Here is a 14,833-nt window from a genome sequence, read left to right as displayed (position 1 = left end):
TGTAAAAAATTAACCAAATAAAATACTGGCTACATCTTCAATTTTTGCCACAAGCTCAATTTTGATTCCGGTATTTTTTAAGGCGATTTTATTGTACTTGGACACAAAGATAGTATTGAATCCTAATTTTTCAGCTTCCTGAATACGCTGGTCTACACGATTTACAGGGCGAATTTCACCAGAAAGTCCAACTTCGCCGGCAAAACAGAATCCTTTGGTTACCGGAATATCTTCGTTCGAAGATAAAATTGCGGCAACAACGGCTAAATCAATTGCAGGATCATCAACAGAAATTCCGCCCGTTACATTCAGGAAAACGTCTTTGGCGCCTAAACGAAATCCGGCTCTTTTTTCTAAAACAGCCAAAATCATATTTAGTCTTTTTGCATTATAACCTGTTGTGCTTCGTTGAGGCGTTCCGTAAACGGCAGTGCTTACAAGCGATTGTATTTCGATCATTAACGGACGCATGCCTTCCATTGTAGTGGCAATAGCAGTTCCGGACATTTCTTCATCTTTATGTGAAATCAATATTTCTGACGGATTACTTACTTCTCGTAAACCACTTCCTAACATTTCATAAATTCCCAATTCGGCAGTGGAGCCAAAACGGTTTTTCAACGAACGTAAAATGCGGTAAACATGATTTCGATCGCCTTCAAATTGCAAAACGGTATCGACCATATGTTCCAGAATTTTTGGTCCGGCGATATTTCCATCTTTAGTAATATGTCCGATTAAAATAACCGGAATATTGGTTTCTTTAGCAAATTTGATAAGCTCGGCAGTAGTTTCTCTAATTTGAGAAATACTTCCGGCAGTTGATTCAATATAATCTGTATGTAAAGTCTGAATAGAATCTATAATAACAATTTCGGGCTGAATAGCTTCAATTTGTTTGAAGATATTTTGCGTTTTCGTTTCTGTCAGAATGTAGCAATTGTCGCTGTTTGGCGTAATTCTTTCCGCACGCATTTTTATTTGTTTCTGACTTTCTTCACCAGAAACATATAAAGTTTTATAAGGTAATTTTAATGAAATTTGAAGTAAAAGTGTACTTTTTCCTATTCCCGGTTCACCTCCTAAAAGCGTCAAAGAACCAGGAACAATTCCTCCTCCTAAAACACGATTCAATTCACCATCAGTTGTATCCATTCGGATTTCCTGAGCCGAATCAATTTCGTTAATCTTTAAAGGTCTTGGTGCTTTTGTACTTGAGGTTGGTTCGCTTTTCCAGGCGACTTTTTCCTGCTTTTGAATGATTTCTTCGGCAATAGTATTCCATTCTTTGCAGGCATTGCATTGCCCTTGCCATTTGGCATATTGGGTTCCGCAATTTTGACAAAAAAAGGAAGTTTTAACTTTTGACATTATTTGGTTTTTTTTGCAAGTGTATTCATTTCATCAATTTTCTCATACATCAAATCCTTATTCAAATCGCCAATTGGTTCCATTTGCGAAGCATTTTGATATTTTTTTGAAGCATGTTTCGGATCACCCATTTTTTCATACATCAATCCTAATTCATATTCTCCCAGCATTGCTTTTGGATAGTTTACGTTTCCAATTTCGGCCATTTTTCCTAATTCATCGTAAGCATTTCTTTTTAAGATAAGGTTTTCAATTACTTTGAAATCACTCATTCTAACCGGAATCTGTACGCCTAAAACCTTAGACATAACATTGTATTTATTTTCAAGATAATCGGCATAACCAGATTGTAAAACAGCAATTTTATCATTGAATTCTGTGGTGTTTATTGGTCTGAACACTTCAAATATCTGGTATAAAGCACTCGGAATAGAGTGTAAAACTTCAGTATAATGCGTTGTGTTTTTAAATACATCATATTTATAATTCACTAACGGATTATTAGCGATTTTAATATTGCTGTCCAGTTTTTCTATAGGTTCTTTGATTTTTTTAATATCTCCGTCTGCTGCAGATAAATAATAAAAGAAAGGTTCTGTTACTTTAGCAAATTTCTCCGGAATACGAATTTCCATTTTAGGAGCAAGTTCTGGGCTCAAACAAATATAGCCGTTAAAAAGAGGTTGCTCTTTGTATAAATAAAAATTGATAAAACTGGCTGTAACATCATGACCAGCGATAATTTTGAAAGGAGCGGTACGGTATTTTTTCTCAATGTAAGGAAGTAATTCTCCGCCAATAAATTCGAAGAATTCAGCACCTTTTTCAAAAGGTAATCCTGTATTTTGATCAATTGTAGTGTCATCATAACGTTCTTCATCTTTATTTTGATGAACACCAATTATGATCATTTCCGGTAAATCTCCCCAATACGATCCGTAGCTTACGGCACCAGAGAATGGGTCAAATAAATAGTCGCCGTCTAATAAATAGAGAACAGGATATTTTTTTTCAGGATTAGCTTCGTAAGAAGCGGGAAGTCCGATGGTTATCCTTCTTTCTTCTCCAAGTTTTTCAGATTTAATGTTGTCGAATTTTTTCTGGGCAAATGAAGAAATTGACACTAAAATAAACAGTAGGTAAGCTTTTTTCATGATTTGTGGCATTTCAGTAAATTAAAAAGTATTGAAATAATGTAGCAATATAATACTTTATTTGCTTTTTTCTTACAGTAGAATTTTAAAAAGCAATGACTTTTGGCTCAAAATCTATTTTGATTTTAGACCAAAGAAATACTGTTTGTGCAAAAATAATTTTGACAAATAATTGGGAAGATAAAGTGTAAAAGGAAAACTTAAGTTAACGAATTATCGTTTTCATTAGGGAAAATGATCCATGGTTTGAAGGTTTTGGCTTCTTCAAAATCCAGGGTAGCATATGATATAATGATTATAATGTCGTCTTTTTGAACTTTTCTAGCAGCAGGACCATTCAGCGTAATATCTCCTGAATTTTTTTCTCCTTTAATAGCATAAGTTTCAAAACGTTCGCCATTATTGATATTTACAATAGATACTTTTTCACCTTCAATAATATTTGAGGCTTCCAGTAATGTTTCGTCAATAGTAATACTGCCGATATAATTTAAATCAGCTCCAGTTACTTTTACACGATGAATTTTAGATTTTATAACTTGAATTTGCATGCTGCAAAGGTAAATTAATTTAATGAAATGGTGTCAATCAGTCTTATAGAATTAACAAATACTGCTATAAAGGCACGATAGTTTTTATCTTTAATTTTGTTTTCTATAGGTAATAATGTGGATTCGTCAGCAATGACGAAATATTCAAGTTCAAATTTTGGATTGTCTTCGAAAGAATTTTTAACAAATTCTATCGTTTCTTCAGGACTTTTTGTTTTGAATATTTCTTTGGCCTCCATTAATGTTTTATAAATGATAGAAGCTTCTTTTCGTTCTTCTGTAGTTAAGCGTTCATTGCGGGAGCTCATTGCCAGCTGATTTTCTTCCCTATATATAGGACAGCCAACAACATTTACCGGCATATGATTTTTTTCGACCATCTTTTTAACGATCTGCAGTTGCTGAAAATCTTTTTCACCAAAGTAGGCATTTGTTGGAGTCACGATTTCAAATAATCGTTTTACAATAGTTCCAACTCCGTTAAAATGTCCGGGTCTGAATTTTCCTTCCATTTGATTTTCCAATCCGTCAAAATCAAAATCCTGCGAAATCGTATGTCCTTCATAAATATCTTCTACAGAAGGAGCATATAAAATCATTTTGTCACTTAAACCTCGCATTTTTTTAACATCTTCTTCAAGTGTCCTTGGGTATTTTGCGAGATCTTCAGGATTGTTAAATTGGGTAGGGTTTACGAAAATACTAACAACTGTATCATCGTTTTCTTTAAGAGATCGTTGCATTAAAGCCAGATGCCCTTGGTGTAAAGCGCCCATTGTTGGTACAAATCCGATAGTTGAATTTGTGGTTTTGATAGTTTTTAAATAAGCTATCAAAGCTACTTTACCGTAGAAAATATGCATGGCGGTATTATTAAAATTTAGTGCAAACATAATATATTAGTTATAAACTGCATAAATTTTTGTAATTTTGCAACGTTTTTATTACCAAAAATTAAGTAAAATACTATTATGAAAGATAAGAGGATATTATATGTATCATCTGAAGTCGTGCCTTATTTGGCTGAAAATGAGGTTTCTTTAATGTCTTATGACGTTCCTAAAATGATTAACGATCAAGGAGGTCAGATAAGAATTTTCATGCCTAGATATGGGAATATCAACGAAAGAAGACACCAGTTACACGAAGTGATTAGACTTTCAGGAATGAATTTGGTAGTGAATGACTTAGATATGCCATTGATTATTAAAGTAGCTTCAATTCCGAAAGAAAGAATTCAGGTTTATTTTATCGATAATGATGAATATTTTAAGCGTAAAGCAACTTTTGCTGACGAAGAGGGAGTTTTATATCCTGATAATGACGAAAGAGCAATATTTTTTGCAAAAGGAGTTGTTGAAACAGTGAAAAAATTAAACTGGGTTCCGGATATAATCCATGTTCATGGTTGGTTGGCAGCTATGTTGCCGATTTATATGAAACACTATTATAAAAACGAAGCCTTATTTTCTGAAACTAAAATTGTGACTTCTGTTTACGGTCAGTCTTTTGATGAAAATTTAGATTTAGAAATGATTAACAAGGTGAAATTTGACGGCGTACCACATGAGTCAGTTGCTGATTTAGAAACACCTAATTACGAAAATATCTTAAAGGCCAGCATATTGCATTCTGATGCTGTTATTATAGCGTCTGAAAACGTATCTCCAAGTTTAACAAAATTTATAGAATCTTCAGGAAAACCTTTTTTACCTTTCGCCACGAAAGATGCATTCGCTGAAGCGTATACAAATTTCTATAAAACAATGGGTCTTTAAAAATTAACTTTATTATTAAACATGTATAATACTTCTTTTATTAAGAAAATTCTATTAGTTGCAACGGTTGTTCTTTTATATTCTTGCGATAAAGATTTTAATGCGATTGGTGATGATTTAATCGGAGATAATCATTTTGACCTTCAGGGTGAAAAATATGATGTTTTGGCATATAATCAGGAAGTAACTCCTGTTCAGTCAAATGGATTGGCAATTAATGGATTAGGTATTTATGATAATCCTGTTCTTGGAACTACAAATAGTAATTTTGTTACTCAACTTACTTTGGCAGAATATGCGCCAACAATTGGCGAAGAACCAGAAGTACAAAGTGTGGTGCTTAGCATACCCTATTTCAGTCATATAACAACCACAAATACAGATGGAACACATGTTTATGAGTTAGATTCTATTTATGGAGCAACAAATGGAAAACTGAAATTAAGCGTTTATGAATCAGGAGTTCAGATGCGTAGCACGGTTATTAATAACGGAACGCAATTAGCTCAATTGTATTATACAGATCAAAAAACTGATTTTGAAAATTTTATAAATCCAAATCGTTTGAATGATGCTACTAGTAAATTGCAAAATGATGAATTCTATTTTGCTTCTACTGAGTATAAGGATGTAACGACAGATGCAAATGGGAAAGAGACAACAACTTTGGTTGCACCAGAAATGCGTTTGAATTTGAATACGACTTTTTTTTCGGATAAAATCTTAAAAGCTGCTGCTACAAAACTTGCCAATGCTGATGCTTTTCAGGAGTATTTTAGAGGATTGTATTTTAAAACGGAAAAATCAGCGGCTACTACGGACAGTAATATGGCACTTTTGGATTTTACTAAAGGTAAAATAACGATTAAATACAAAGCTAAAACTGCAATTACAACAGATGGAGATGCTAAAGAAGATAAATCGCTGGTCATTAATTTAGCTGGAGCTACTGCTGGTTTACTTAATGACACTAAAAATGCAAATTATGATACTGCGATAAAGAATCCTGATAACACTAATGGTGATGAAAACCTTTATTTAAAAGGAGGCCAGGGATCACTTGCTGTTATTGATCTTTCTAATTTTGCAACTAAGTTGGCAGAAATTAGAACAAACAAATGGATTGTAAATGAAGCAAATTTGGTGTTTTATGTTGATTCTCAAAAAATGGGAGCTGCTGACGAACCAAAAAGAGTGTATTTGTATGATTTAACAAATAATGTTCCATTAATAGATTATACTGACGGAACTAGTGGATTTGCAGGTACTGATCCTAAAGCAACCAGATATATTTTTGGCGGACTTTTAGAGGTCGATGCAACTACTAAACGTGGAAAATCATATAAGGTTAGAATAACTAATCATATCAGAAATCTGATAAAAGATGCTACTGCTGTAAATGTAAAATTAGGTTTGGTTGTAACAGAAAGTATTGATATTGCAACTTCTAATAAATTAAAATTAAAAAATAGCGTTATTTCAGAAGCGCCAAGAGGTTCGGTTATGAGTCCGTTAGGAACGATATTATACGGAAGTAAAGCGAGTATTCCGGAGGATAAGAGACTGAGACTTGAAGTTTACTACACGAAACCAAATTAATAAATATATATGTGTGGAATTGTTGGATATATCGGCCATCGAGAGGCGTATCCTATTATTATAAAAGGATTAAAGCGACTCGAATACAGAGGATATGATAGTGCAGGTGTTATGTTATATGATAACTCAGGCGTTAAACTTTGTAAAACAAAAGGTAAGGTTTCGGATCTTGAAGCTAAAGCAAAAGACGGTTTTACGACAAACGGAACAATTGGAATTGGACATACACGTTGGGCAACCCACGGAGTTCCAAATGATGTAAATTCACATCCGCATCTTTCTAATTCGGGTGAATTAGTGATTATTCACAACGGAATTATAGAAAATTATGCTCCACTCAAAGAAGAATTAATAAAAAGAGGATATACTTTTAAATCGGATACAGATACTGAAGTTTTAGTGAACTTGATTGAAGAGGTTCAAAAAAATGAAGGTATAAAATTAGGAAAAGCAGTGCAAATTGCTTTGAATCAAGTAGTAGGTGCGTATGCAATTGCTGTATTTGATAAAAAAAATCCTGATGAAATTGTTGCAGCAAGACTAGGAAGCCCTTTGGCTATTGGTGTTGGTGAGGGAGAATATTTTATTGCTTCTGATGCCTCTCCTTTTATTGAATACACTTCAAATGCAATTTATCTTGAAGATGGTGAAATGGCAAACATTAGATTGCATAAGCCTCTTAAAGTTAGAAAAATAAAAGATGACTCTTTAGTAGATCCTTATATTCAGGAGCTTCAAATGAATTTGGAGCAAATTGAAAAAGGAGGTTATGATCATTTTATGCTTAAAGAAATCTATGAGCAGCCTAGTGTTATAAAAGATACTTACAGGGGAAGACTTCATGCAAATGAAGGAATTGTTCAAATGGCTGGTGTAGAAGATAACCTTGAAAAATTCTTAAATGCTAAACGAATTCTGATTGTTGCTTGTGGTACTTCATGGCATGCAGGATTGGTAGCAGAATATATTTTTGAAGAATTCACCCGTATTCCTGTTGAAGTGGAATATGCATCTGAATTTAGATATAGAAACCCAATTATTAATAAGGATGACGTTGTAATTGCAATTTCTCAATCTGGAGAAACGGCAGATACAATGGCAGCTATTAAATTGGCAAAAGAAAATGGTGCTTTTGTATTTGGTGTTTGTAATGTTGTAGGTTCTTCTATTTCAAGAGAAAGTCATGCAGGTGCTTATACACATGCGGGGCCAGAAATTGGAGTTGCATCAACTAAAGCTTTTACTACTCAAATCACAGTTTTAACTATGATTGCTTTAAGATTAGGAAAAGCGAAAGGGACTTTGTCAAATACTGATTTTCATACTTACTTACAAGAATTGGAAATAATTCCTGAGAAAGTAGCTGAAGCTTTAGAAACAAATGATAGAGCGAAAGAAATTGCTGCAGCTTTTAAAGATGCGCCAAATTGTTTGTATTTAGGTCGTGGATATAATTTCCCGGTTGCTCTTGAAGGTGCTTTGAAACTGAAGGAGATCTCCTATATTCATGCTGAAGGGTATCCTGCTGCTGAAATGAAACATGGACCAATTGCATTAATTGATGAACATATGCCAGTTATTGTAATTGCGCCTAAACAAGGTCATTACGATAAAATTGTAAGTAATATTCAGGAAATTAAATCAAGAAGCGGAAAAATCATTGCAGTAGTTACTAAAGGAGATACTCAAGTTCGCGAATTAGCGGATTATGTAATTGAGATTCCTGAAACTTCGGATGCATTGTCACCTTTAATTACTACAATACCATTGCAATTGCTTTCTTATTATATTGCTGTAATGAGAGGTTGTAATGTTGACCAGCCACGTAACTTAGCTAAATCTGTTACTGTAGAATAAGTACATAACTATACAATATGTTAAAAAAGCGAGATTTTTGTCTCGCTTTTTTTTTATTGTCAAATTTTTTTTCTAACCCCTCTATTTTTATTAAATCTTCATTTTTTCTCTTAAATTTTATATGTATGCATACTATTTAAGATTTGAAATGCTTTGTTGTTGCTGTTAATTTAATAAAACTCAATGTGAAAAAGTTAAAATACTAACAAAAAACCTGCGTTATATTAATTTTTTTTAACGTTTTTTTATTAATATCAAAAATATTTGTATTTTGGCTAGATAAACTAACCAAAAACTAACCCACATGAGAGTGTATTTGCTAATTATGTTGTTTTTCTGCGGAGTATCCTTTGCGCAGAATACAATTACTGGTTCTGTTACCGATAGTAACAAACAATCTATTCCTGGTGCCAACGTTAATGTGGTCGGAAGTTCAACTGGAACTTCGACAGACTTTGACGGTACTTTTAAATTAAACACTACTGCAAAACCACCTTTTTCAATTAAAGTATCAGCGGTAGGGTTTGAGACTAAAACAATTAGTGTTACATCACTAAATCAAAAATTTGATGTAGTTCTGAAAGATGAAGAAACTAAGTTGGATGAAATTGTAGTTTCGGCTTCCAGAACCCCTGAAAGAGTAATTGAATCTCCCGTAACTATTGAAAGAATGGGTATTCAGGAAATCAAGAATACAACTGCAGCAACTTTTTATGATGGCTTAGAAAATTTAAAAGAAGTAAATTTTAATACCAGCAGTATTTCTTTTAAATCAATCAATACACGTGGTTTTGCTACTGTGGCTAATACGCGTTTTATGCAATTGGTTGATGGAATGGATAATTCATCACCGGCATTGAACTTTGTATTAGGTAACTTAGTGGGTATCTCTGATATCGATGTGGCAAATGTGGAACTTTTACCCGGTGCATCTTCTGCACTTTATGGAGCAAATGCTTTTAATGGTATTATGTTTATGAATAGTAAAAGCCCTTTTACAAATGAAGGAATTACTATTTATTATAAATATGGTCAAACGAGCCAGGATGCTGCTGGAACAAATGATTATAATGATTTTGGTATTAGAGCTGCAAAAGCTTTCACCGAGCATTTTGCATTAAAAGCAAATTTCACCTATATGGAAGCTTCTGAATGGATTGCTGCTGATAAAAGAAGTATGACTGGAGGTTCTGAGGGTCATGCAATGAATCAAAATTATGACGGATTAAATATTTATGGAGATGAGGTTACTACTTTTATTCCGAACGTAGGACAAGTTAGTAGAACAGGATATCGTGAACAAGATTTAACAGATAATAAAGTTAAAAATATTAAAGCAGATTTCTCTGCACACATCAAACCTTTTAAGGATGATACAGAAGTTATTTTGCAATATAAAATTGGTTTAGGTAGTACAATTTACCAAGGAGCAAATAGATATGCATTGAAGGATTTTATGATGCAACAAGCAAAAATCGAAGTAAAAGGGAAAAACTTTTTTGCAAGAGTATATACAACAGATGAAGATGCAGGAAATTCATATGATATGAGATTTGCTGCCTGGAACGTAAACAGAGCAGCAAAATCAGATCAGGAGTGGTTTACAAATTATGCAACGGCATACCAATATTCTGGGGCTGTTATGGGAACGAATGCAAATGAATCTGCTGCAATAGCAAGAAATTTTGCAGACTATAATGTACTGCCAGCTGCTATTTCGTTTATTCCTAAGCCAACTGGTTCTGCAAGATTCGAACCGGGATCAGCTCAATTTAATAACGCTCTTAAAACAGTAATATCTAATCCTGATTTAACTCAGGGAGCTAAATTTATAGATCATTCTAAATTATATCACTCTGATGTAAATTATAATTTTAGAGATATGATTAAATGGGCAGAAGTTCAGGTGGGAGGTTCTTGGAGAAAATATATAATGGATTCTGAAGGTACAATCTTTACAGATTACGATGGTCCAATTGAATATAAAGAGTATGGTGCATATGCACAATTACAAAAGAAATTCATGGATGATCGTTTGAAATTTACAGGATCATTACGTTATGATAAAAGCCAGAATTTTGACGGTAATCTTTCTCCAAGAGTTTCATTTGTATATTCTGCCGGAGAATCTAAAAGACATAACTTCAGATTGTCTTATCAAACAGGTTTCCGTAACCCAACAACACAAGATCAGTATATCGGTTTAGATCTAGGACCATTTGCGTTAATTGGTTCTGCTGCTGAAAATTTAGATCGTTTTCAGGAAACTGTAAATGTAAGTCCGGCTGGACAAACAATTGCAGGACAGCCAGCAACTATTGGGATGTCAGGTCAAAATGCTTATCATAATGCATATACAGTAGCTTCTGTTCAGGCTTTTGCTGCTTCTGCAAATCCTGGGGATCTTAAAGTTGCTAATATTGGTTTAGTAAAACCTGAGCAGGTTCAGGCTTTTGAGATAGGATACCGTTCAGTAGTTCAAAATGACTTATCGATTGACTTAAATGCTTATTATAATATTTATAATGATTTCATGAATACTGCGAGAGTAATTTCTCCTTATTATGGAACAGTAGGAACAGATCCTTCTAATCCTGCAGTACAACAGACTTATCAGGCATTAGCATTTGGAGACAGAAGAGTTTATCAAGTATATACAAATACAACTGCCGAAGTTTCTTCATTAGGTTTTGGAGTTGGTTTATCTAAAAAAGTATATAAAGATTTTGAATTAGGAGTGAATTACAATTACGCTCAATTTGACTTTGATCAATCAGAAGATCCAAGTTTTATAGCAGGATTTAATACACCAAAGCACAGAATTAAAGCTTCTCTTGGAAATGCGAAAGTGATTGAAAATTTAGGATTTAATGTGAATGTGAGATGGAATACAGAATACTTATGGCAATCTTCTTTCGGAGATGGTATGATTCCTGAAAACACAGTTCTTGACGCTCAGATTAATTATGGTATTCCAAAACTTAAATCAGTTATTAAAGTGGGAGCAACTAACCTTTTCGGAAAAGATTATCTTCAGGTAATTGGTGCTGGAGCAATCGGTCAAATGTGGTTTGCTTCCTGGACAATTAATCCATAATTAAAAGTAGTGAATTAGATGAAGAGGGTTTCTTTCTATTTGTTTCAAAGAAATAAATAGGTAAAGAAGTAATAATTTTAAACTTAAAATGACATGAAAAAAAATATAAAATGGCTTTTATTGGTTTCTTTAACCTTTATGGCGTGTAATAATGATGATAGTGATGCACCTGTAGAAGTGCCAGTAGTTCCAGGGTCTGCAGTTTTTACTAAATATGTAGCTCTCGGAGATTCTTTTGCGGCGGGTTATAGTGATAATGCGCTCTTTAAAAAAGGGCAGGAAGGAGCTTATACGAATATTTTGGCACAACAATTTGTTGCAGCCGGAGGAGGAGCTTTTGCAACACCATATATGAATGATAATATTGGAGGATTGCTTTTAGGAGGAAAAGTTATTGCAGGGACACGTTTATATTTTGTTGGAGAAACTCAGACTCCTGTAAATGTGACGGGAAAACCAACAACTGAAGTTACAGCTCATCTTACAGGTACGTTTGGTAATTTAGGTGTTCCGGGTGCAAAAAGTTTTCATTTACTAGCTGCGGGTTATGGAAATGTTGCAGGTGTAGAGGCAGGATTGGCGAATCCATATTTTGCCAGATTTTCCAGTGCACCGGGGACTTCGGTTTTAGCAGATGCAATTGCTCAAAATCCAACGTTTTTCTCTTTATTTATTGGAGGAAATGACGTTTTGTCCTATGCAACTTCAGGTGGAATAGGAAAAGACCAGACAGGAAATATGAATCCCACGACATATGGAGGAAATGATATTACAGATCCGACTGTATTTGCAAGTGTGTATAATAATTTAGTTACGGGACTTACTGCTAAAGGTGCAAAAGGTGTTGTGGCAAATTTGCCATACATTACGGCATTGCCTTATTTTACAACTGTTCCATATAATCCGCTTACACCAAAAATACTTGGGGGTGGAAATGAAGCTGTTGGTAAAGCAACAATAAAAGCATTGAATACTCAATTATACGGTCCGTTAAAACAAGTATTAACTGCTTTTAACGCGGGAGACAGAATTAATTTGTTGTCTGAAACAGCTACAAATCTTCCACTTTTAATAAAAGATGAGAGTTTGACAAATTTATCAGCACAGTTAACAGCGGCATTTACTCCAACATTAGGGGCGCAGACTGCAGCTTTTTATGGTGCTGTATTTGGACAGGCCCGACAAGCTAAAGCAACAGATTTGGTAGTTTTAACAACAAGACCGGACATTGGCACTGCTCCTACGGCTGTAAATTCTGGTGTAGGAATTGTACCGCCCGCTCCTTTAGATAAATTTGGAATAACTTATCCACTACAAGATAAACATGTATTGATTCCAACTGAAACTGCAGAGGTTAAAAAAGCGACAGATGCTTATAATGTGACAATTGAAGCGGTTGCTAAAGAAAAAGGTTTAGCTTTTGTTGATACAAAAGCAATCTTAACACAATTAGCAAGTGGTGGAATTAGATTTGGAAATTTCACTATGTCGTCTTCATTTGCTACGGGAGGGGCATTCTCTTTAGATGGAGTACATCCAAGTGCAAGAGGTTACGGTTTAATTGCGAATAACTTTATAGACGCAATTAATGCAAAATATGGTTCAACATTGCGTCATGTTGATTTGGCTTTATATCCAATTCAGTTTCCGCAAGTAATTCAATAAAGCCAATTTTTTTTAGTAAGAAAGTCACTCATTTCTAAAATGTAGTGGCTTTTTTTATTTCTAAAAAAATTGCCATTTTAGATATTTGAGGCCTGTCTTTTAGGAATCAAACAAAATCGTAGTATTTTTTATGAAAAAAAAATTGATTTTATATTTTAAAAAATTATCTTTGCGCTCTGAAAAAAGAGGTATTTTCGATAAACCTAAATAGCTATTTAATAAATACATAAGTAATGTCAAAAGTAATAGGAAAAGTTGCTCAAATCATTGGACCAGTAGTTGACGTAGTTTTCAACGGTAAAGATGTTGAACTTCCAAAAATTTATGATTCATTAGAAATCACAAAAAAAGACGGAACATTGTTAGTTCTAGAAGTACAATCTCACATTGGTGAAAACACGGTGCGTACCATTTCGATGGACTCAACTGACGGTTTGAGCAGAGGTTATGAAGTGGTTGGAACAGGAAACCCAATCAAAATGCCAGTTGGAGCAGATGTTTACGGACGTTTGTTTAACGTAATTGGTGATGCTATCGATGGTTTAGGAAACTTACCAAAAGATGGTGACAATGGATTGTCTATCCACAGACCAGCACCAAGATTTGAAGATTTATCAACTTCATCTGAAGTTTTATTCACAGGTATTAAAGTAATCGATTTGATTGAGCCTTATGCAAAAGGAGGTAAAATTGGATTGTTTGGTGGTGCCGGTGTTGGTAAAACAGTATTGATTCAGGAGTTGATCAACAATATCGCAAAAGGTCACGGTGGACTTTCAGTATTCGCAGGAGTAGGTGAAAGAACACGTGAAGGAAATGACTTACTTCGTGAGATGTTAGAGTCAGGAATTATTAAATACGGTGATGATTTCATGCACTCTATGGAAAATGGAGGATGGGATTTATCTAAAGTAGATATGCCAGGAATGAGAGAGTCTAAAGCTACTTTCGTTTTCGGACAAATGAATGAGCCTCCTGGAGCTCGTGCACGTGTGGCACTTTCAGGATTATCTATCGCTGAGTATTTCCGTGATGGAGCTGGAACTGATCAAGGTAAAGATGTATTGTTTTTCGTTGATAACATCTTCCGTTTTACACAAGCAGGTTCTGAGGTATCAGCACTTTTAGGTCGTATGCCTTCTGCAGTAGGATACCAACCAACTTTGGCAACAGAGATGGGAGCTATGCAAGAGCGTATTACTTCTACAAACAAAGGATCTATTACATCTGTACAGGCGGTTTACGTTCCTGCGGATGACTTAACTGACCCGGCACCAGCAACAACATTTGCTCACTTAGATGCTACAACTGTATTGTCTCGTAAAATTGCTGAGTTAGGTATTTATCCTGCGGTTGACCCGTTAGATTCTACTTCAAGAATTTTGACTCCTCAAATTTTAGGAAATGAGCATTACGATTGTGCACAAAGAGTAAAAGAGATTCTTCAAAAATACAAACAATTGCAAGATATTATCGCGATTTTAGGTATGGAAGAGTTATCTGAAGAAGATAAATTATCAGTTTCAAGAGCACGTCGTGTTCAACGTTTCTTATCTCAACCTTTCCACGTAGCGGAGCAATTTACAGGTATTCCTGGAGTTTTGGTTGACATTAAAGATACTATCAAAGGATTCAACATGATTATCGATGGTGAGTTAGATCATCTTCCTGAAGCAGCTTTCAACTTGAAAGGTTCTATTCAGGATGCTATCGAAGCTGGAGAAAAAATGTTGGCTGAAGCTTAATATAATTATGAATTAT

General features: G+C 34.4%; 10 protein-coding genes. 6 read left to right on the top strand and 4 right to left on the bottom strand.

The annotated features are described in order from the left end of the window. Window positions 1-9 precede the first annotated feature (9 nt). The 4 genes from radA to panC form a co-directional block, all read right to left on the bottom strand. Window positions 10-1,371 (bottom strand): DNA repair protein RadA, encoded by a 1,362-nt coding sequence (gene radA / locus AC1RRN_RS18030; RefSeq protein ID WP_026984157.1) that lies wholly within the window; start codon window positions 1,369-1,371, stop codon window positions 10-12. Further along, window positions 1,371-2,525, bottom strand: coding sequence for an alpha/beta hydrolase (locus AC1RRN_RS18025; protein ID WP_492968634.1), 1,155 nt, complete (start codon window positions 2,523-2,525; stop codon window positions 1,371-1,373). The genes radA and AC1RRN_RS18025 overlap by 1 nt, the downstream gene beginning before the upstream one ends. A 200-nt stretch (window positions 2,526-2,725) precedes the next feature. After that, entirely contained in the window at window positions 2,726-3,076 is a 351-nt protein-coding gene (panD, locus tag AC1RRN_RS18020; RefSeq protein WP_026984155.1) for an aspartate 1-decarboxylase, read from the bottom strand. Between the two features lie 14 nt (window positions 3,077-3,090). Further along, complete coding sequence (gene panC, locus AC1RRN_RS18015) at window positions 3,091-3,969, bottom strand: pantoate--beta-alanine ligase (protein WP_492968633.1); 879 nt, start codon at window positions 3,967-3,969, stop codon at window positions 3,091-3,093. A 78-nt stretch (window positions 3,970-4,047) separates the two neighbouring features. Here panC and AC1RRN_RS18010 point away from each other — a divergent pair, with 78 nt between their 5' ends. From AC1RRN_RS18010 to atpD, 6 genes are all read left to right on the top strand, one after another. Further along, window positions 4,048-4,854: a glycogen/starch synthase gene (locus tag AC1RRN_RS18010; RefSeq protein ID WP_041520305.1), complete on the top strand. Its 807-nt coding sequence runs from the start codon at window positions 4,048-4,050 to the stop codon at window positions 4,852-4,854. A 21-nt stretch (window positions 4,855-4,875) separates the two neighbouring features. Continuing rightward, window positions 4,876-6,453, top strand: coding sequence for a BamH family beta-barrel-assembly machinery protein (gene bamH, locus AC1RRN_RS18005; protein ID WP_492968631.1), 1,578 nt, complete (start codon window positions 4,876-4,878; stop codon window positions 6,451-6,453). Window positions 6,454-6,462: 9 nt separating this feature from the next. Continuing rightward, window positions 6,463-8,310 (top strand): glutamine--fructose-6-phosphate transaminase (isomerizing), encoded by a 1,848-nt coding sequence (glmS, locus tag AC1RRN_RS18000; RefSeq protein WP_492968630.1) that lies wholly within the window; start codon window positions 6,463-6,465, stop codon window positions 8,308-8,310. Between the two features lie 304 nt (window positions 8,311-8,614). Continuing rightward, window positions 8,615-11,407: a TonB-dependent receptor gene (locus AC1RRN_RS17995; RefSeq protein WP_492968629.1), complete on the top strand. Its 2,793-nt coding sequence runs from the start codon at window positions 8,615-8,617 to the stop codon at window positions 11,405-11,407. Window positions 11,408-11,500: 93 nt separating this feature from the next. Then, window positions 11,501-13,072 (top strand): G-D-S-L family lipolytic protein, encoded by a 1,572-nt coding sequence (locus AC1RRN_RS17990; protein WP_492968628.1) that lies wholly within the window; start codon window positions 11,501-11,503, stop codon window positions 13,070-13,072. Between the two features lie 233 nt (window positions 13,073-13,305). Next, window positions 13,306-14,817: a F0F1 ATP synthase subunit beta gene (atpD, locus tag AC1RRN_RS17985; RefSeq protein ID WP_041520300.1), complete on the top strand. Its 1,512-nt coding sequence runs from the start codon at window positions 13,306-13,308 to the stop codon at window positions 14,815-14,817. Window positions 14,818-14,833 lie beyond the last annotated feature (16 nt).

The organism is Flavobacterium sp. GW821-FHT11G01 (genome assembly GCF_058808175.1).
Note: the sequence above shows the minus strand (reverse complement) of the source record. Positions and strands in the feature narration are given on the sequence as shown.

Bases quoted from the DNA above. Each gene is read 5' to 3' on its own strand.
- panD (WP_026984155.1), bottom strand. From the start codon at position 3,076: ATGCAAATTCAAGTTATAAAATCTAAAATTCATCGTGTAAAAGTAACT.
- radA (WP_026984157.1), bottom strand. From the start codon at position 1,371: ATGTCAAAAGTTAAAACTTCCTTTTTTTGTCAAAATTGCGGAACCCAA.
- AC1RRN_RS18010 (WP_041520305.1), top strand. From the start codon at position 4,048: ATGAAAGATAAGAGGATATTATATGTATCATCTGAAGTCGTGCCTTAT.
- AC1RRN_RS17990 (WP_492968628.1), top strand. From the start codon at position 11,501: ATGAAAAAAAATATAAAATGGCTTTTATTGGTTTCTTTAACCTTTATG.
- bamH (WP_492968631.1), top strand. From the start codon at position 4,876: ATGTATAATACTTCTTTTATTAAGAAAATTCTATTAGTTGCAACGGTT.
- AC1RRN_RS17995 (WP_492968629.1), top strand. From the start codon at position 8,615: ATGAGAGTGTATTTGCTAATTATGTTGTTTTTCTGCGGAGTATCCTTT.
- atpD (WP_041520300.1), top strand. From the start codon at position 13,306: ATGTCAAAAGTAATAGGAAAAGTTGCTCAAATCATTGGACCAGTAGTT.
- AC1RRN_RS18025 (WP_492968634.1), bottom strand. From the start codon at position 2,525: ATGAAAAAAGCTTACCTACTGTTTATTTTAGTGTCAATTTCTTCATTT.
- panC (WP_492968633.1), bottom strand. From the start codon at position 3,969: ATGTTTGCACTAAATTTTAATAATACCGCCATGCATATTTTCTACGGT.
- glmS (WP_492968630.1), top strand. From the start codon at position 6,463: ATGTGTGGAATTGTTGGATATATCGGCCATCGAGAGGCGTATCCTATT.